An 18,339-nucleotide genomic window follows, 5' to 3' on the forward strand; every position below is an offset into this window, starting at 1 on the left:
TAAAGAGAGGAAACATCATGCCGAAGCCGAAGAGCTTCATCTGGATCATCCGCGAGGACTCGACGCGCGGGCACCTGTCGCACGTCGTCGCCGCCCTGGACGGGCAGGCATCCGGTTCTCTGGACGACGTGCGGATCCTCACGGTCGCACCGCACCGGCCCGTGACGGTCCCGGACGGATACCGTCTCATCACCGGAGAGCCGGTCCCGGAGGGGGAGATGACCGACGACGATCTCCCCAAGCAGGGGCTCCTGCTGGTCGCGGCCTGAGCGGATGTCGCAGAGCACGGCGAACCTGATCGCGGGATTCGGCCCCGGTCGCGGCGCGCTCGCACCGCGGGCGCGCTTCGAGACGGACGCCCGGACGATCGCGCTCGACGGCGAATGGCGGTTCCATTGGTCGGCCGCCCCGCACGGGCTCGGGGACGAGCCGGTGCGGGGCGAAGACCTCCTTCCCGTCCCCGGGATGTGGCAGCTGCACGGCTACGGGCGTCCGGCGTACACGAACGTGCAGTTCCCGTTCCCCGTCGACGTGCCCCACGTCCCCGACGAGAACCCGGTCGGCGACTATCAGCGCGACGTCGTGCTCCCGCCGCTGGCGGGTCGCCGTGTCGTGCTCCGCTTCGACGGTGTCGACAACTCCGCGGCGGTCTGGTTCAACGGCGTCCCGGTGGGGGAGACGAAGGGCAGCCGCAACACCCACGAGTTCGATGTCACGGCCCTCGCCCACGAGGGTGCCAACGACCTTCGGGTGCGAGTCGTGCAGTGGAGCGCGACGAGCTACGTCGAGGATCAGGACATGTGGTGGCTGTCGGGAATCTTCCGCCCGGTCGAGGTGCTGCTCCTGCCCGACGCCGGGATCGAAGACCTGCAGGTCTTCGCGGACTACGACCCGGCGACCGGCGCCGGCATCCTCCGGGCCGAGGTGACGGGCGCCGCCGGTGCGACGCTGCGGATCGACGAGCTCGGACTCCGGGCGCAGGCCGGTGAGGAGCTGCGGGTCGACGGCGTGCGGCCGTGGTCGGCGGAGGACCCCAGGCTCTACACCCTCGTCGTGGAGGCGGAGGGCGAGCGCGCCATCGTCCGCATCGGCTTCCGCAGGATCGAGATCGTGGGCGCGCAGCTGCTCGTCAACGGCATCCCCGTGCTGTTCCGCGGTGTGAACCGGCACGATCACCACCCGGACCGCGGGCGTGCGGTCACGGTCTCGGACATCCGCGAGGACCTCCTGACGATGAAGCGTCACAATGTGAACGCCATCCGCACCGCGCACTACCCGCCTCTGCCCTATCTGCTCGACCTGGCCGACGAGCTCGGATTCTGGGTCGTCGACGAGTGCGATTTCGAGAGCCACGGGTTCTCGGAGGTCGGCGATCGGGGCAATCCCGTCGACGATGTCTCCTGGCAGGCCGCGCTCGTCGATCGGATGCAGCGCATGGTCGCGCGCGACCGGAACCATCCGAGCGTCGTCCTGTGGTCGCTCGGCAACGAGAGCGGCGCCGGGGCGAACCTCGGCGCGATGCGCGCCGCGGCGCTCGCGCTGGACCCGACGCGTCCCATCCATTACGAGCGGGACTACTCCTTCCAGCACTCGGACGTGTTCTCGCTCATGTACGCGGAGCACGCCGCGCTGGAGCGCATCGGACGGTTCGAGCCTGTCACGCTGCCGCGGCACGCCGTGGTGCTCGCGGACGAGGGCGAGCTGAGCGGGCTGAACGACAAGCCCTTCATCCTGTGCGAGTACGCGCACGCGATGGGCACCGGGCCCGGAGGGCTGGAGGAGTACCAGGAGCTGTTCCGCCGGTTCCCTCGGCTGCAGGGCGGATTCGTCTGGGAATGGTTCGAGCACGGGATCGCCGTGCCGGGACCCGACGGCGCGCGCGCCTACGCGTACGGCGGTGACTTCGGTGAGGCGGTGCACGACGGCAACTTCGTCGCGGACGGCCTGGTCTCGCCAGACCGGGTGGGACGGCCGGCGCTCGACGACCTGAAGGCCGTCTTCCGGCCTGTCGACCTGGAGGTCACCGCGAGCGCGGTCACCGTGCGGAACCGGAAGGAGCGCACCGACACCTCCGAGTACGCCTACGTCGTGCGCCGTCTGCGGGCCGACGGATCGACGAGCGATGAGGCGGTCGCCGTGCCGGCCGTCGCTCCCGGAGCCTCGGCGGTCGTGACGCTGCGGGCCGATCCGGACGCCGTCCTGATCACGGTGAGCGCCGTGCTCGCCGAGGACGCCGTCTGGGCTCCGGCCGGACACGAGGTCGCGTGGGGGCAGCATCTCATCGCGCGTCCGGCGTGGGCCGCGGGTCGCGCTGCCGGGGATCGCCGGTCGTCGTGGAGCGTCGATCGTCGCGGCATCCGGAGCGACGGCATCCGACTGGACGGGCCGTCGCTCGGCGTATGGCGCGCGCCGACGGACAACGACCTCGCGGTGCGGATGGTGGAGCTGGGCGGCTCCTCGGAGGCGCGGTCCTGGCGTGATCTGCACCTGTTCGCCCCGCAGGGGCGGCTGATCGGCCTCGGCGACGAGGAGAGGCGGATGCGGTGGGGGTTCCCCGGTCGCGACGTCGGCTTCGACGAGACGGTCCGGTTCCGCGCGCAGGACGGCGCTCTGCTGCTCGATGCGGACGTGGCGCCCTTCGGACCCTGGGGCGAGGAGACGACCCTGCCGCGGATCGGCTGGGACCTCGTGCTCCCGGGGCTCGACGAACAGACCGCTGTGCGCTGGTTCGGGCGTGGATTCGGGCAGAGCTACCCCGACACCGGCTCCGGTGCGCGGCTGGGCTGGTTCGAGACCACGGTCGCCGGGCTCCAGGAGTCGTATCTGCGCCCGCAGGACAACGGCGTGCGGGCGGACACGGGCGTCCTCGCGATCGCGCATGGCGACCGCTGGCTGGTCGTCGAGGGAGAGCCCTTCGCCTTCTCTCTGCGGCCATGGACGGATGCCGAGCTGGCCGCCGCGACGCATCCCCACGAGCTTCCGGCCGGCACCGGCCGGCTCGTCCTCTCCCTGAACGCGCGCGTCCACGGAGTCGGCACGGCGGCGTGCGGGCCCGGTGTGCTCCCGCAGCATCGCCTGCACCCGCAGGCCGCTCGCCTCGCGGTCCGATTCAGAACCGAACCCCGCTGAGCTCAGGCGCCGAGCAGGCGGATGCTCTCGAAGAGGTCGTCGGCTCCGACCTGGCCGCCCTTGAGCAGCAGCTCCAGGCCGTCGACATCGCGGGCGGCGGACGCGGCACGCAGCAGCACCACGTTCCCGGTGGGGTTCGCCGCGATCTCGAGGGAGGTCACACCGAGCATCCGCGTGACCCGCCCTGAGGTGTCGCCCCCGGCCACGATCACGCGGCGGGCGAGATCGGCGGCGGACCGGATCGCGGCGGCCGACGTCGCCGCGATCCGCTCGAGCGTGTCCTCTTCCGGAGCATCGTCCGAGGTGAGGACGACGCTGCGCCCCTCGATCAGCGCTCCCCGGACGACGGCGATCTGCTCCGTCGCGTCCGTGAAATCCAGAGGGGCGACGAGCCAGCCGGCCGCCGCCGTGTGCTCGACCTGGCGCCGGGTCTGCGCAGACCTGCTGCCCGAGACGGCCAGCACCGGCCCGCGTGCCGGCGTCGTCGCCGGGATCGCGACGTGCGCACCCGGGGACGCGGCGCCGATCCCCCAGCTGAGTCCGCCGGAGCCCACGGCGAACACCGGGGCGGGGAGACTCAGCACGGCGCGGCCGACGGTCTCGGCGTCCGCGTTGTCGACGGCATCCAGCACGACCGCGGCATCCGCGGACGCCGCGAGGCGCGCGGCCAGGTGAGCGTACTCGATCCGGGCGATGCCGCCGATCGGCAGAGCGGTCTGCGCGGCGAAGTGCCGGACGAGATCGGCCTCGCCCATGGGCGTGGACGGATGCGCGGACATGGTCGGCTGGCGATCGAGCCGGTGGACCGTTCCGTCCTCGGCGGCGAAGTGCGTGCCGAACACCGTGTAGCGGCCGAAGTCGGGCTGGGCGAACAGCATCGGCACCGGTCGTGCGGTGACGACCTCGCGTCCGATCTCGATCACGCGACCGATGCTGCCGACGATGGGAGAGGAGTCGGCCGTCGAGCAGGCCTTGTACTGGATCACCTGCGGTGAGAGCGTGAGAAGCGCCTCCAGCGCCGGGCGCACCTCCTCGTCGAGCCGATCTGCCGGCAGCGAGCGGGCGATGCCGGCGATGCCCACGACATCGTGCCCGGCCGCGGCGGCGCGCAGCTGCGCGCCGTCCGGCGTGCCGACGAAGAGGCGCCCCGACCAGCCGTGCCGCGCGAACTGCAGCAGCACGTCGACGCTGCCGGTGAAGTCGTCGCCGTAATAGGCGACGCGGATCCCCTCAGACACGCGCGGGACCGAACCGCTCGACCGCGCGGCGCAGCGGGCCGGAGTCCCGCAGCGCCTCTTCGACCGTCTCGCCCCGCTCGGCGGATGCCCAGGCGGCGCGCATGCTCTCGACGCCGGCGGCCGCGCCGTCCGGATGCCCGTGGATGCCGCCGCCGGCGAGCACGAGCACATCGCTCGTGCCGACCGCCGCGTAGGTGGCGTGGGCGAGGCCTCCCCACTGGCCGCTGGAGAGCACGGGGACGGTCGGAGCGATCCCGAGCAGGGGTTCGCGGACCGCCGCGATCGAGTCGAGCACCTCGGCGTCCGTCTCGTAGAACTTGTTGCTGATGCCGTTGGTGTGCAGGTGGTCGGCGCCGGAGAGCCGTGCGATCTTCTGCCATGCACGGAACCCGATCCCCAGCTGCCCGGAGCGCATGATGCCGCCGAGCATGGTGCGGTGCCCATGGATGGGCACCGCGGCGTGTCGCCGCAGGAACTCGAGACCCGCGAAGCCGATGAGGTTCACGCAGGCCATCACCGCCGTGCCGCCCGCGGCGACGACCAGGTCGTGGTTCTCCTCGAGCCGGCCGATGTCGTCCGTGATGTTGAAGGCGTACATGGGCATCACGCCGGTGCGGTCCGCGTGGCGCTTCAGCACGGGCATCACGGCCGCGACCCTGGCGTGCAGCGGGGCCGAGGGCCCGTTGCCCTGCAGCTCGTCGTCCTTGATGAAGTCGACGCCGGCCGCGGCCAGCTCCCCGGCCAGCTCCGCGAGCTGCTCGGGGGTCAGGCCGATGCTGGGTTTGACGATCGTGCCGATCATCGCGCCGTCGGGACGCGACATCAGACGGCGAGTCCCCTCGACGCCGAAGGCCGGTCCGGGGTAGCGCTCGGCGAACGCGGGAGGCAGGTCGAGATCGATCAGCTTGATCGCCGCGAGCTCCTTGATCTCGAAGAGGTTCCCGGCGACGGCCGCCATGAGGTTCGGAAGCGAGGCGCCGAAGTTGTTCAGCGGGAACCGCAGCCGCAGGAGCGCCCTGCGCCGCGCCGCGGGGTCGCCGACGGTCCCCGGCAGCGGCGAGGCGCCGGTGAGCGGGATCTCGTCGAGGCTCTCGACCTGGGCGGCGAACCGGGCGCGGACCTCGTCCGACTCCCGCTCGACGCGCACGAACGTTCCGGTGGACTGCTCGCCCGCGAGCACCTCGGCCGCCTGCAGCAGCGGGAGCGAGGTCTCGATGACGTAGGTCGCGACGACGTGGTCGGGGGAGACAGCCGTCATCACCACACCACCGGCAGCCAGACGGACATCTCGCCACGTCCGCGGTTGCCCCAGGCGAAGTAGGGGATCAGCCGGGCGGGCGCGGTGCGCAGCGCCGCGTCGTCGATGTCGGCGTAGAGGTCGTCCTCCTCGGCATCCGGGATCACGGCGAGGTCGGTCGCCAGCGTCACCAGCGGCACGCCCTCGATCTCGGACCGGACGAGGTCGAAGCCCGCGCCCCGGCGGAAGGCGGCCTGCTCCAGCAGCACGCCATCGGGCAGATCGGCGCTCTCCAGCGCGTAGACCACGGGCCCGCGCTGGACGGCCACCTGGTTGGTGATCTCCTCGGCCAGCCGGTGCCCGCGGAGCACGCGCACCGGCATCGGCAGGGTGAGCTCGATCACGTCGCCGACCCTCCAGGCGCGGTCGATGCGAGTGTACGAGCCGGGCTCGGAGACCGGGTGCTCCGCACCGTTCACGGTGAGCGTCGCGCCGGACGACCACCCGGGGATGCGCAGGTGCACGGGCATCCCGCCATCGGAGGCCGCCGTCACGGTGAACGCGATCCGCTCGTCCCACGGGTAGTCGCTGTCCTCGCGGAGGCCGAGGACGCCCTCTGCCAGCTCGATCGCGCTGCCTCCGTACTGGTGGACGAACAGCCCGTCGGGCGAGATGGAGGCGGCGCGCTCGTGGAAGCGCGCCAGAGTGCGCGCGATGTTCGGCGGGCAGCAGAAGCAGCTCAGGTAGCGCTGGCGGAAGCGCTCGTCCGAAGGGGGCGGAACGGGGATGGGGCGCAGGGCGGTGTCTCCGGGGCGCCGCAGCGGATAGGGGAGGTCGCGCACCTGGCGCAGCGCGTTGGTATAGAAGTACTCCGAGCCCGCCAGGCTGATGCTCGCGAGCAGGGCGTTGTAGGCGATCCGCTCGATGACGTCCGCGTAGCGGGCGTCGCCGGTCAGCGCCAGCATCCGCTCGCTCCACAGGATCATGCCGATGTTCGCGCAGGACTCGGCATGCGCGGTGGTGTTGGGCAGCTGATACTGCATGCCATACGACTGGTGCACGCGGCTGAGGGTGTCCTGCCACGGCGTGGCTGCGGGGGAGGCGCCGTCGTACAGCGCGCCGCAGCCGCCGGTGATGTAGAGCTTCCTGTCGACGACGCTGTCCCACAGCCCCTCGAGCACGTGCAGCAGCTCCTGGTCGCCGTTCTCGGCCACCAGGTCGGCGACGCCCGCGTACAGGTAGTTGGCGCGCACTGCGTGGCCGTTCACCTCGGTCTGCTCGCGTACGGGTATGCGGTCCTGGTTGTCGTCCCCGCCCTCTTCGAAGGCGTCCCTGACCCGCAGGAACGCCTCCGAGAGGTCGAGATAGCGCGGATCCTCCGTGGCGCGGTAGAGGTCGATCACGGCCATGTAGTGCGAGGGGCAGATCGCGCTCTTGGCCAGTTCGAGCGGCTCGTCCGCCGCGAGGCCGGCCATGTAGCCGGCGGCCTTCTTCGAGACCTCGAGGAGCGTCTCGCTGCCGGTGACCTGGTGGTGACGGACGCCCATCGTGATGAGATGCCCGAGGTTGTAGGTCTCGAAGTGGAAGCGGTTCGCGAGCGCGGTGGCCTGCTCGGTATGACGGGCGCGGATCAGGACGGGGGTGTGGATGTAGCCGTCCTCCCGCTGCACCGACGCGATGAGGTCCGCGAGCTCCTCCAGGCGGTCGGCGAGCCGCTGGTCGAAGTCGAGCTCGAGGGACGCGACGGCCGCCTCCATCCACTTGTAGACGTCGCCGTCCATATAGGGAGGGCCGAAGTGCTCGCCCTCCTCGAGGCCGGCGGCGATGCGGAAGTTCCGGATGCCGGCGCTGAGCGCGTCGTCGTTCAGCGAATCCCACATCGTGGGGACGGTCGTCGCGAAGGTGCGGTGCTGCACACCTCCCCAGAAGCCGCTGGACCAGCGGGCGCTGGAGGCGTCGAGAGGGCGGAGGGGGGCGTGGGGAGCGGTGCTCGTCATCGAGGGTCCTGTTCGAGGCGATCTGATCGGCTGACGCTCTCAGTATTCCACGGGTTCGGCGCGAAGTGAATATTCTTGCAGCACTGAGTGTTGACACATCTTCTGCTCCTCGGTAGCGTTTCAGACGAGCGAAAGGCCCGGAGATGACTCGTATCGCGTTCCTGCACACCGGCGCCGTGGTCATCCCACCCGTCATGGATCTCGCGAGCCGTCTGCTCCCGGACGCCGCGACGGTCAACTACCTCGACGACAAGATCGTCGCCGACCTCGCCGACCCGGAGCGCTCCTCGTCCGTGGACGCCCGGCTCGAGGATCTGGTGCGCGCGGCGCAGGCCGCCGGTGCCGACGCCGTGATGCTGACCTGCTCCTCGATCTCGGAATACGCCGCACCGCTCTCCGAGCGGCTGGGCATCCCCGTCCTGCGGATCGACGAGGCCATGGCCGACCAAGCCGTCGCCGCAGGCGAGCGCATCGCCGTCATCGCGACGCTGCCGACGACGCTCGCGCCGACGACCCGGCTGATCGCCGAGCGGGCCGCCCTCGCAGGAGCGGAGCCGCGGATCGTCAGCGAGGTCGTCGAGGGCGCGTTCGCCGCGGTCTCGTCCGGCGACCGTGCAGCGCACGACGAGCTGGTCGCCGGCGCGATCATGCGACTGGCCGGCGAGAACGACGTCGTCGTGCTCGCACAGGCGTCCATGGCGAGCGCGGCCGCGGCCGTCTCCGTCTCCGTGCCGGTGCTCACGAGCCTCGAGCCGGGCATCACGCGCCTGCGCGACGCGATCTCCGGCTGATCGGGCAGCCGGAGGGCGGGCTCATTCGGCCAGCAGCTCCTGCGCGGTGCGCAGATCGGTGATCAGGGCGTTCACCCAGCCGCCCGCCAGCGCCCCTCGGATCGCATCGATCTTGTGCGTGCCCCCGGCGATGCCGAGTCGTCTCGGAACGCGCCTCAGCTCGTCCGCCGGGATCGCGATGATCCGCCCGTCGACCTCGCCCTGGACGGGGGTGCCGTCCAGGCGGTAGATGCGATGGCAGATGTCGCCGACCGCGCCGTCCGAGAGCAGCTCGGCTCTGTCCGACGCGGTGAAGGCGTTGCCGCTGGATGCCAGGACGTCGCTGGGCTCGATGCCGCCGATGCCCATGATCGTCATGGTCAGCTCCCGCCAGCGGCGTCCGACGTCCTGCATCGCGGACTCCGCGATCAGCGAATCGCGGATCTGCGCGTTGCCCACCACTCCGGGGGACTGCACGTACACGGCCTCGGCGCGCAGGATGCGAGCGAGGTCGCCGAGCAGCCGGTGGCTGTGACCCTGCACCTCCGGAGCGCCGGAGCCGCCGAGCAGCTGCACCACCTCGCTCGCTCCGCGCGCCGCGAAGGGATGCATGCGCTCGACGACGGCGAGCAGGGTCTGGCTCCAGGACGAGATCCCGATCCGGTCCGCGCCCGCGAGCGTCGCCTCGAGGTACGCGGCCCCGCCGGCGCCGATGGCCGCGAGCGTCTCCGCGGCATCCGCGTCCGGATCGACGTCGACGACCACCGCCTCGGCCAGACCGTACGACTTCTCCAGCTGCTCCTCGACCGCGGCGTGGAGGCCGGGTGCGAGCGTCACCGTGGTGCGCACGATCCCCGCAGACGCCGCGCGCTTCAGCAGACGCGACACCTTGGCCTGCGAGATGTTCAGAGCGGCGGCGATCTCGGCCTGCCGGATGCCGCGCTCGTGGTACATGCGTGCGACCTTCGTCATCAGGCGGAGCTGCCCGTCGACGGGCTTGCCGTAGGCACTCGAAGACATGACCGCTCCTGTTCCGGAATCCTGATTCGCTAACGAAAGGATATTCAGAACCGGAGGGCGACTCCACCCGACCGGTCAGAACTCGGCGACGAGCGGACGGTCCTCCAGGTACGCGAGCAGGTTCAGCGCGAGGAAGTTCCAGTTCTGGAAGCCTCTCGTCATGATCGGCTCTCCCGTGTCGGGATGATAATACTCGTGCAGCGAGCCGGACTTCACGAGGTCTCGGCCGAACAGCGTGACGGTCTCCTCGGCGATGGTCCTGGCGTCGTCGTGGAATCCATATCGCGCGAGCGCGCGGACGGCGAGGTAGTTGCTGACCCCCCACACCGGACCCAGCCAGTTCGACGGGTTGTGCGTCGCACGCAGGTCGTACATCTTCTCCAGGCGGGAGAGCGTTCGCACGCCGTGGTTCGCGCGGAAGGTGCGCCGGTCGAGCATCCGCTCCCGCATCCGCTCGGCCTGCTCCTGCGTCGCGACGCCCGCCCACATCGGCAGGAAGCTCGACCAGCTGTCCACGCGCAGGAGCAGTGACGACCATGCGCGCGGGGCCCCCTCGTGCAGCCAGTCGGCCGGATCGATGTCGCGGAAGGCGAGATCGGCGCTGTAGAAGGTGCCGTCGCGCTCGTCCCAGAGGTGCGTCTGCATCGCATCGGCGAGGTCCTGCGCGTGCCCGCGCCAGCGGATCGCGTCCGAGAGACGGTCGACCTCCTCGAGCAGATATCCGAACGCGAGCAGCTCGCGGTAGAGCAGGGAGTTGAGGTAGACGGACGCCGAGCTGCCGTCGGCTCGGTAGAAGGTCGACGGATCGTTGTCGACGCCGACGGCGAAGTCGGTCTGCCAGTAGGCGAGGCCCGTCGCGGCGTGCACATGGCTTTCGAGGTAGCGGGTGAGGAAGCGCTCGATCACCGGCAGGCCGTCGCGGATCCACGCGACGTCCCTGCCGCGCTGCGTGAGCAGCGCGGCCTGCTGGGCGATCACCGGCTTGTGCATGTTCTGCGAGAAGCCGGCCTCGCGCCCCGGGTCGCCGTGCAGCATCGGGCCGTCGGTCTTGAGCAGGATCGGCATGACGCCGTCCTCGTCCGTGTGCTCGAGGAAGTTGCGCACCACGCCCTCCTCGAAGGAGCGGAAGCGGCCCGGCGCTCCGGCATCCGCCTCGACCTGGCCGAGGGCGACGCTCGTGAACCAGGAGTCCCAGTCCCACAGCGCCGCGGAGTACAGCGGCGAATCAGGGGTGCTCGGCACCGTGTACGGGTGGGTCAGGACGCCGGACGGCTGCCGGGTCATCTGCTCGGAGCTGGTGATGATGTAGTCCGCGAGCAGGCGGGTGGATCGGTCCATCGTGTCCTCGATTCTTCGAGCCGGTCGAAAAGGGAGAGAGCGTGCTCAGGCCGGCGGGCGGGGCGCCTGGCGCGTGGTGGTCCGGACGCCGTAGAGGCCGCCGGCGGCGGTGAGGAACAGCGTGGTCCCGTCGTCCCCGCCGAAGCAGACGTTCGAGATGCGCTCGGGCGCCGGGATGCCGCCGACCAGCGTCCCGTCGGGGGCGTACACGTAGACGCCGTCGCCGGCGGAGGTCCAGACCCTGCCCTGCTCGTCGACGCGGAAGCCGTCGGCGGCGCCGACCGGCACGCGGGCGAACGTCGTCCCCCGCGCTGCCGGTCCGAGGCCCTCGACGTCGAAGGCGAGGATGTGCTTCGCCTCCGGCGCCCCGCCGAAGAACCCGGTGTCGGCGACGTAGAGCGTGCGCTCGTCGGGCGAGAACGCGAGCCCGTTCGGCTCCACCATCGTCGTGATCACGGGCTCGGCGACGCCGGACCGCGGGTCGACGCGGAAGACGAAGCACCCCTCGTACTCCCGCGGCGCAGGACGGCCCTCCCGCCCGTTGGGGTGCAGTCCGTACGGCGGGTCCGTGAACCAGATCGCGCCGTCGGAGGCGACGACCACGTCGTTGGGGGAGTGGAAGCGCCCGCCGCTCCAGCGATCGACGACGATCTCCGGGCCGTCCGGCGTCTCGCGCTCGATGGCGCGCCTGCCGTGACTGCACTGCACGATGCGCCCCTCGAGGTCGAGGGTGCGCCCGTTGGGGTACTCGGCGTGCTCCCGCACGACCGAGGTCTCGCCCGTCCCGGCATCCCATTCCAGGATGCGGGAGCGCGGGATGTCGCTCCACCGGACGCGGCGGGTCGAGGGCAGCCAGACGGGTCCCTCGCTCCACGCCGCGCCGGAGGCCAGGTGCTCGACGGACGCGCCGTCGGCCAGGAGAGCGGTCTCGGAATCCCTCACGGCGCCCATCCTCGCATCGGCCGGCCCGTCAACAGCCGATCTCGCGCTCGACGATCGCGCGCAGCCGGGCGCGCTCCTCCTCGTCCAGGCCGAGGCCGCGGACGACCACCGTCGCGGTCATGCCACCAGCATCCCCGTGACAGGCGCCGAGACGTGGTGAACGCCCGACTCGAGCGCGACGGGCTCGCCGCCGGGAAGGTCGAGCACGGCGGTCGTGCCCGTGGGCACCCTCACCTCGGCGGAGATCACGTCGTCCGTCAGCTCCCAGCGGATCGACGCCTCGCCGTAGGGGGTGAGGTGCCGAGCCGAGGCGTGTCGGATGCCGCCGCCGGGGCGGGGGCGGAAGAGGATGCTCCGGTAACCCGGCTCCGCAGGGGCGAGACCGGCCACGTACCGGTGCATCCAGTCCGCGACCGCGCCGAGCGCATAGTGGTTGAACGAGGTCATCTGCCCGGGATTGACGGTCCCGTCGGGCAGCAGCGCATCCCAGCGCTCCCATACCGTCGTGGCGCCCTGCCGCACGGCGTACAGCCAGGAGGGGCATTCCTCCTCGAGCAGCAGGTCGTACGCCGAGTCGAGGTGCCCTGTGGCCGACAGCGCGTCGGAGACGAGCGGCGTTCCGACGAAGCCGGTGGCGATCCGGTTCCCCGCCTCGGCGACCAGCTGCGCGAGCCGGTCTCCTGCCGCCCTGCGCCGTGACTCATCGGGGATGAGATCGAAGACGATGGCGAGCGAGTACGCCGTCTGCGCGTCGCTGGTCATCCGTCCGTCGGGGAGCACGTACGCCGCCGCGAAGGCGTCCCGCACCTCGTCCGCGAGACGGGAGTAACGTGCCTCGTCCTCGGTGCGCCCGAGGAGCCCGGCCATCCGCGCCACCGCTCGCGCCGAGTACGCGTAGTAGGCGGTCGCCACGAGATAGCGATCCGTCGTGGCGTCCGCGGGGTCGGCGGGGGGAGCGGCGGGGTCGAGCCAGTCGCCGAGCTGGAAGCCCTCGTCCCACAGCCGGGAAGGACCGGCGAGGCCTTCGACGAGGTCGACCCAGCGTCGTGCGGAGTCGTACTGGCGCTCGACGACGCCGACATCCCCGAATCGGTCGAAGAGCGTGAGCGGGGTGATCGTGGCGACGTCGCCCCAGGCGGCGCCAGGCCGGATCGGGGTCCACATGTGATGCGCAGGGATGACGGGCACGTACCAGGGGACGGTGCCGTCGGGGAGCTGCTCGCGGGCGACGTCCTGCAGCCATCCGGAGAGCATCCCCGATACGTCGAAGAGGAACGAGGCCGTCGGCGCGAACACCTGGATGTCGCCGGTCCAGCCCACGCGCTCGTCGCGCTGGGGGCAGTCGGTGGGGATGTCGAGGAAGTTGCCGCGCATGCCCCACACCACGTTCTCGTGGAACCGGTTGAGCAGCTCGTCGGAGGACTCGAACCAGCCCGTGCGCTCGAGGTCGGTGTGGTAGACCCTCGCGACGATGCCGCCCTCGGCCACGGCGGCGTCGAGGTCTCCGGGCCATCCGTCCACCTCGACGTAGCGGAAGCCGTGGAAGGTGAACCGCGGCTCCCACTCCTCGCCCTCCGTGCGGCCGGCGAGCGTGTAGTGATCGGTCGAGCGCGCGCCGCGCAGCGGACGGGTGTAGATCTCGCCCTCCTGCAGCACCTCCGCGGTGCGCAGGCGCACGGTCGTGCCCGCGGGACCGGTGACGCGCAGACGAGGGCGGCCGACCAGGTTCTGGCCGAAGTCGAGGATCTTCCCGCCGCCGGGTGCGTCGATCACGGCGACGGGCGCGATCTCCTGCGTGCAGCGCACCGGCGGGCCGCTCGGGGCGCGGAGGACGGCCGGGTCCTGCTCGTGCAGGGCCACCGGCGTCCAGGACGAGGCGTCGAACCCCGGAGCGGACCACCCGGTCTGCTCCTCGCGGGCGTCGTAGTCCTCGCCGTCGTAGTTGCCCGTGCGGATGATGGGGCTGGGCGCCGCGGTCCAGGAGCCGTCGGTCGCGACGGTCTCGACGCTGCCGTCCGCGTAGCGGAGCTCGAGCTGTGCGAGGAGCGAGAGATCGGAGCCGAAGAGGTTGCGGAAGCCGGCGCGCCAGCCCAGGCGGCCGCGGTACCAGCCGTCGCCCAGCCAGGAGCCGATCGCGTTGTCGCCCTCCTCGATGAGCTCCGTCACGTCGTAGGTGTAGTACCGCAGGTGCTTCGGGTAGACGGTCCAGCCCGGCGACATCGCGTCGTCGCCGACGCGCCGGCCGTTGATCTCCACCTCGTACAGGCCGTGCGCCGTGGCGTATAGGCGAGCCGAGACGAGGCCGGTGCGGGCGTGGAAGTCGCGGCGCACGAGCGAGGGACGACGGTCGTCGGACTCCGGGTCCTCCGCCCAGGAGGCTCCGACGGGCACGGCGCTCCAATCGTCGGGCTCCAGCAGGCCCGCCTCGAGGACGGCCGGCTCCGACCACGGGCCCGTCCTCCCGTCGCCGCCGGTCAGGCGCACGCGCACGGCGACGCGCTCGCGGGAGCACAGCGGCTCGAACGGCCACGCGACGAGGATCTGCTCAGGAGCGGACACCGTCACGCTCGCTGTGCGATCGTCCCGCGTCTCCTCGAGCTCGTAGGACTGCTGCGTCCAGCCGGCCGGAGCCTCGGTGGTCCACGAGACGCGGGGGGCGGACTCGCCGATCCCGAGAGGATCCCTGTGGTGCTCGATGCGTGGTCGGGAGGGTCGTCCCGTCATTGGTCGCCCTTTCTTTGGAACGTATCAATTTGCTGACTCTAGCGCATCCTATGTGAACTTGACACGTTTCAAAACAGAATCTAACGTTCGAAGGGCGACCAAGGATGGTCGCTGGTCCTCGTCGGGGCCATGCGCGAATGCGGCAGGAGGCTCGCATGTCCTTGATGGTCGGCATACAGATCGGCGCCATCTCGTTCGTCGACGAGGGAGTCGGGAACGTTCTCGACACCGTCGCGGAGAAGGGGGCGGTGAACACCGTCTTCGTCAACACCCACGGCTTCGACAGAGGCGTCGCCGGCCGGCAGACGCTCTACCGGCCGTGGCCCGGTCACGGCCCGGAGTCGAAGGACGACCTGCATCTGGGCGGCTCCTTCCTCACCCCGCACGAGGAGCACTACGGCGGCACCGTGCTGAAGCCGCATCGCGCCGCGGACGCCGAGGTCGCCGGCTTCGACGTCCTGGCGGAGGTGACCCCCGCCGCCAAGGAGCGCGGCATGGGCGTCTACGCCTTCCTGCTGGAGAACACCCACTCCGGGCTGAGCCGCAACGTCCCCAACTGGCCCAAGGTGCTGCAGGTGGACGCCTGGGGGCGGGCGGACGCCTATGCCTGCCTGCGCAACCCCGACTACGTCAACTGGTGGCTGTCGATCATCGAGGAGCACGTCGGCGAGTACGAGGGGCTCGACGGGATCATGTGGGGATCCGAGCGCAACGGCCCGCTCGACAACGCGATCTCGGAGGGCGGGTTCGCCCGCAACGGCAATCCCTACTGCTTCTGCCGCTGGTGCGTCGAGGCGGGCGAGCGCGAGGGCATCGACGTCCGCCGGGCGCGTGAGGGATACCTCGAGCTCGACCGGCTGTGCAATGACAGCGCCCCCGACGTGCCGGTCGGGGACTCCGCGTTCATCCGCTTCCTCCGGCTGCTGGGCGCCTATCCCGAGATCATCGCCTGGGACCAGCTCTGGTACCGCGGCTATGAGGAGTTCCAGGCGCGCATCTACGGGACGGCCAAGTTCCTCGCCCCCGGGATCCAGGTGGGCTGGCACGTGTGGCATCACAACTCGTTCTCGCCGTGGTACCGGTCGCAGGTCGACTTCGACCGGATGTCCGCGTACTCGGACTTCGTCAAGCCCGTCCTGTACAACAACTGCGCCGGCTACCGTCTCCACCACTACATCAAGAACGTCACGCAGCGGATCTTCCGCGGCGTTCCGGAGCAGACGGTGTTCGACCTGTTCCGCCACGCGCTCGGCTACGACGAGGCGATCGCGTTCGAGGACCTCCCCGGCACGGGGCTGTCGCCCGACTACGTGCGGAGGGAGACGCGGCGCACCGTCGCCGCGGTGGGCGGGAGGGCTTCGGTGTATCCGGGCATCGATGTCAACGTGCCGACGCCGGATCACGTCTTCCAGACGACGCCGATCGAGGTCCGCAAGTCCGTGGCCGCGGCTCTCGACGGCGGTGCGGACGGTCTGCTGCTGTCGCGGAAGTACTCGGAGATGACCTTCGCCAACCTCGAGGCGGCCGGTGACGAGGTGCGCGGATGGAGCGCCTCGAACGCACTTTGAAACGATTTTATTACGGATGTTGACATCCGGCTGAAGCAACTTGTAACGTTTCATTCACCCGCAGCCGCGATATTGCGGCAGGCACCCAACAAAGGAGTTTGATGGTGATCATGACCAGGCGCCGTCGAGGCGCTCTCACGGCTATCGCGATGACCGCACTGACCGGTCTCGTCCTCGCAGGATGTTCCTCCAGCGACGGCGACGCCTCCGGATCCGGAGCATCCGCCGATCCGAAGGAGTTCTCGGTCCTCGTCTCGACCGAGAACACCCAGACCGGCCAGATCTTCGACATCCTGAAGGACGACCAGTGCTCTGACGCCGAGGCCGCCCTGCCCTACAAGCTCGACCAGACCCCGAGCGCGGACCTCCAGTCGCGGATCTCCCTGCTCGCGGGCCAGGACGCCCTCCCGGTCTTCTACGCGGGCACACAGTCCCTCGTCAAGCCCGGCGGCGACCTCGAGCAGGCCGGACAGGTCCTCGACCTCAAGGAGACGCTGACGGACCTCGGGGTCTGGGACCAGGTGACCCCGGCCGCGGAATCGGTGATCGAGCAGCTGTACGACGGGACCATCCCGACCCTTCCGCTGCAGCTGAACGCCGAGGGCATCTTCTACAACAAGAAGATCTTCGCGGACAACGGCATCGAGGTGCCCACGACGCTCGACGAGCTCAAGGCCGCGGCCGACGAGCTCAAGGCCGCCCGCGTCACCCCGATCGTCGCCTCCGGCGGCACCGGCTGGACCATCAGCCGCTGGGTCGGCGCGACCATCTACGCGATGGTCGGCTCCGACGCGCTGGCGAAGGTCGCCTCGGGCGACGCGAAGCTGACCGACCCGGAGTACGTCGCCGCCGCCCAGTGGGTCCAGGACCTCGGCCCGGACTTCATCGAGGGCATCACCAACCTCGACTACGACACCATGAACGCGCAGATGCTCAACGGCGACGCCGCCATGATGTACATGGGCTCGTGGTTCCTCGCGAACGTCAACGACCCCGCCCAGAACAAGGTCGGCGAGGACATCGGGTTCTTCACGTTCCCGGAGATCGACGGCATCCCGACCAACGTCGGCTCGCCGAACGTCATCAACAAGAAGGCGTACAACGACGAGGTCGGCTCCTGGCTGACCTGCATCGCCGAGAACTGGGGCGCCCAGGCGCTCGAGGTGCAGGGCAGCTTCTCCGGCTTCAAGGTCAACGGCGACGTCGAGAACGTCCCGCCGCTGACGCAGGAGATCGGCGACATCATCGAGTCGGCGCCGAGCTCCGTGCTGTGGATGGAGGGTCTGTTCACCCCCCAGGCGAACGCCGACTCCTCGGGCAACGCCGCGCCGCTGCTGACGGGTGCGATGTCTGCTGAGGACTACATGGCCCAGATCCAGGCGTCGCTGGACGCCGGACGCTGATCCGGGGCCCTGGTAGTAGATCAATGCCGGACGAGGCGGCGACGACCCTGGTCGTAGCCGCCTCGTCCCCTGACCGAGAGGACACTCGTGAAGCACGTCCTCGGTAACAAGAAGGCCATCCTCGTCTTCCTGGTACCTGCTCTCCTGTTCTATGTCGGCGTGATGGTGGTCCCCGCCGTCTGGTCCTTCTTCCTGGCGTTCATGGACGGCACGCCCGTCCTCGGATTCGAGTTCGTCGGCTGGGTCAACATCGAGCGGCTCTTCAGCGATCCGCAGGCGATGCAGGCGCTGCTGTTCACCCTGAAGTACGCCGTGGTGATCAGCGCGGGACAGATCCTCCTCGGGTATCTCCTCGCGCTGCTGTACGTCTTCGCGCTGCGCAGGAGCTCGACCTTCGTCCGCACCCTGGTGTTCTTCCCCGTGGTGCTGCCCACGGTCGCGATCAGCCTGCTGTTCAACAAGCTCTTCGCCGTCTCGCCGCAGACCGGCCCGATCAACTCGATCATCGAGCTGTTCGGTCAGCAGGCCGTGGACTGGTTCGCGACCGGCGAGAACGCCTTCATCGTCATCGTGATCATGGATCTGTGGCGTTCGATGGGATTCTTCGCGATCCTGCTCTTCGCAGGGCTCATCGAGATCCCGGAGGAGATCCTCGAGTCCGCGAGGCTCGACGGCGCCAGCGGCCTGCGGCTCGTGCGCCACATCATCCTGCCGATGTCGCTGCCGGTGCTCATGGCCACCGTCATCTTCAGCCTCAACTCCTCCTTGAAGGTCTTCGACTCGATCCTCGCGCTCAACAACGGCGGTCCGGGAACGGCGACGACCCCCTTGAACCTCCTCATGTACAAGAACGCGTTCACCTACGGCGACTTCGGCTACGGCAGCGCGCTCGCGCTGCTGATCACCGTGGTGTGCCTGCTCGTGACGCTGCTGGTGTTCCGCAGCTCGCGGCGCGACCTGACGAAGGGATGAG

13 protein-coding genes are annotated in these 18,339 nt (G+C 70.2%); 6 read left to right on the forward strand and 7 right to left on the reverse strand.

Going from position 1 to position 18,339, the window contains the following annotated elements; genetic code table 11:
- Nucleotides 1-17 precede the first annotated feature (17 nt).
- Together ACYVGQ_RS18035 and ACYVGQ_RS18040 are read left to right on the forward strand one after the other, a co-directional pair.
- The gene (locus ACYVGQ_RS18035) at nucleotides 18-269 is read left to right on the forward strand and encodes a hypothetical protein (RefSeq protein ID WP_460786069.1); all 252 of its coding nucleotides are present in this window, start codon (nucleotides 18-20) and stop codon (nucleotides 267-269) included.
- 4 nt (nucleotides 270-273) lie between these two features.
- Nucleotides 274-3,129, forward strand: a complete 2,856-nt coding sequence (locus ACYVGQ_RS18040; RefSeq protein WP_460786070.1) for a glycoside hydrolase family 2 TIM barrel-domain containing protein — start codon at nucleotides 274-276, stop codon at nucleotides 3,127-3,129.
- 2 nt (nucleotides 3,130-3,131) lie between these two features.
- Here ACYVGQ_RS18040 and ACYVGQ_RS18045 read toward each other — a convergent pair whose 3' ends face one another.
- From ACYVGQ_RS18045 to ACYVGQ_RS18055, 3 genes are read right to left on the reverse strand one after another with little or no spacing between them, the layout of a single operon-like run.
- Nucleotides 3,132-4,367, reverse strand: coding sequence for a four-carbon acid sugar kinase family protein (locus ACYVGQ_RS18045; RefSeq protein ID WP_460786071.1), 1,236 nt, complete (start codon nucleotides 4,365-4,367; stop codon nucleotides 3,132-3,134).
- Complete coding sequence (locus ACYVGQ_RS18050; protein ID WP_460786072.1) at nucleotides 4,360-5,625, reverse strand: RuBisCO large subunit C-terminal-like domain-containing protein; 1,266 nt, start codon at nucleotides 5,623-5,625, stop codon at nucleotides 4,360-4,362. Before ACYVGQ_RS18050 ends, ACYVGQ_RS18045 begins: the two co-directional genes overlap by 8 nt.
- The gene (locus ACYVGQ_RS18055; protein WP_460786073.1) at nucleotides 5,625-7,601 is read right to left on the reverse strand and encodes a glycoside hydrolase family 127 protein; all 1,977 of its coding nucleotides are present in this window, start codon (nucleotides 7,599-7,601) and stop codon (nucleotides 5,625-5,627) included. Before ACYVGQ_RS18055 ends, ACYVGQ_RS18050 begins: the two co-directional genes overlap by 1 nt.
- Before the next feature lie 143 nt (nucleotides 7,602-7,744).
- Between ACYVGQ_RS18055 and ACYVGQ_RS18060 the strand changes: the two genes are divergently transcribed.
- On the forward strand, nucleotides 7,745-8,392 hold the full coding sequence (locus ACYVGQ_RS18060; protein WP_460786074.1) for an aspartate/glutamate racemase family protein: 648 nt from the start codon (nucleotides 7,745-7,747) through the stop codon (nucleotides 8,390-8,392).
- Nucleotides 8,393-8,413: 21 nt separating this feature from the next.
- Here ACYVGQ_RS18060 and ACYVGQ_RS18065 read toward each other — a convergent pair whose 3' ends face one another.
- The 4 genes from ACYVGQ_RS18065 to ACYVGQ_RS18080 all read right to left on the reverse strand — a co-directional run bounded on the left by ACYVGQ_RS18065 (nucleotide 8,414) and on the right by ACYVGQ_RS18080 (nucleotide 14,395).
- On the reverse strand, nucleotides 8,414-9,391 hold the full coding sequence (locus ACYVGQ_RS18065) for a sugar-binding transcriptional regulator (RefSeq protein ID WP_460786075.1): 978 nt from the start codon (nucleotides 9,389-9,391) through the stop codon (nucleotides 8,414-8,416).
- Between the two features lie 75 nt (nucleotides 9,392-9,466).
- Nucleotides 9,467-10,729 (reverse strand): MGH1-like glycoside hydrolase domain-containing protein, encoded by a 1,263-nt coding sequence (locus ACYVGQ_RS18070; protein ID WP_460786076.1) that lies wholly within the window; start codon nucleotides 10,727-10,729, stop codon nucleotides 9,467-9,469.
- A gap of 45 nt (nucleotides 10,730-10,774) precedes the next feature.
- Nucleotides 10,775-11,680, reverse strand: a complete 906-nt coding sequence (locus tag ACYVGQ_RS18075; RefSeq protein ID WP_460786077.1) for an SMP-30/gluconolactonase/LRE family protein — start codon at nucleotides 11,678-11,680, stop codon at nucleotides 10,775-10,777.
- Nucleotides 11,681-11,788: 108 nt separating this feature from the next.
- Nucleotides 11,789-14,395, reverse strand: coding sequence for a family 78 glycoside hydrolase catalytic domain (locus ACYVGQ_RS18080; RefSeq protein WP_460786078.1), 2,607 nt, complete (start codon nucleotides 14,393-14,395; stop codon nucleotides 11,789-11,791).
- Between the two features lie 155 nt (nucleotides 14,396-14,550).
- On the opposite strand from ACYVGQ_RS18080, the gene ACYVGQ_RS18085 reads away from it, so the two are divergent.
- The 3 genes from ACYVGQ_RS18085 to ACYVGQ_RS18095 all read left to right on the forward strand — a co-directional run bounded on the left by ACYVGQ_RS18085 (nucleotide 14,551) and on the right by ACYVGQ_RS18095 (nucleotide 18,338).
- Nucleotides 14,551-15,963 (forward strand): hypothetical protein, encoded by a 1,413-nt coding sequence (locus tag ACYVGQ_RS18085; RefSeq protein ID WP_460786079.1) that lies wholly within the window; start codon nucleotides 14,551-14,553, stop codon nucleotides 15,961-15,963.
- Nucleotides 15,964-16,112: 149 nt separating this feature from the next.
- Nucleotides 16,113-17,366 carry an ABC transporter substrate-binding protein gene (locus ACYVGQ_RS18090; protein WP_460786080.1) on the forward strand — a complete coding sequence of 418 codons (1,254 nt, stop codon included), beginning with the start codon at nucleotides 16,113-16,115 and terminating at the stop codon, nucleotides 17,364-17,366.
- Nucleotides 17,367-17,453: 87 nt separating this feature from the next.
- Nucleotides 17,454-18,338: a carbohydrate ABC transporter permease gene (locus ACYVGQ_RS18095; protein ID WP_460786081.1), complete on the forward strand. Its 885-nt coding sequence runs from the start codon at nucleotides 17,454-17,456 to the stop codon at nucleotides 18,336-18,338.
- Nucleotide 18,339: the final 1 nt, after the last annotated feature.

It is taken from the genome of Microbacterium tumbae (assembly GCF_054780175.1).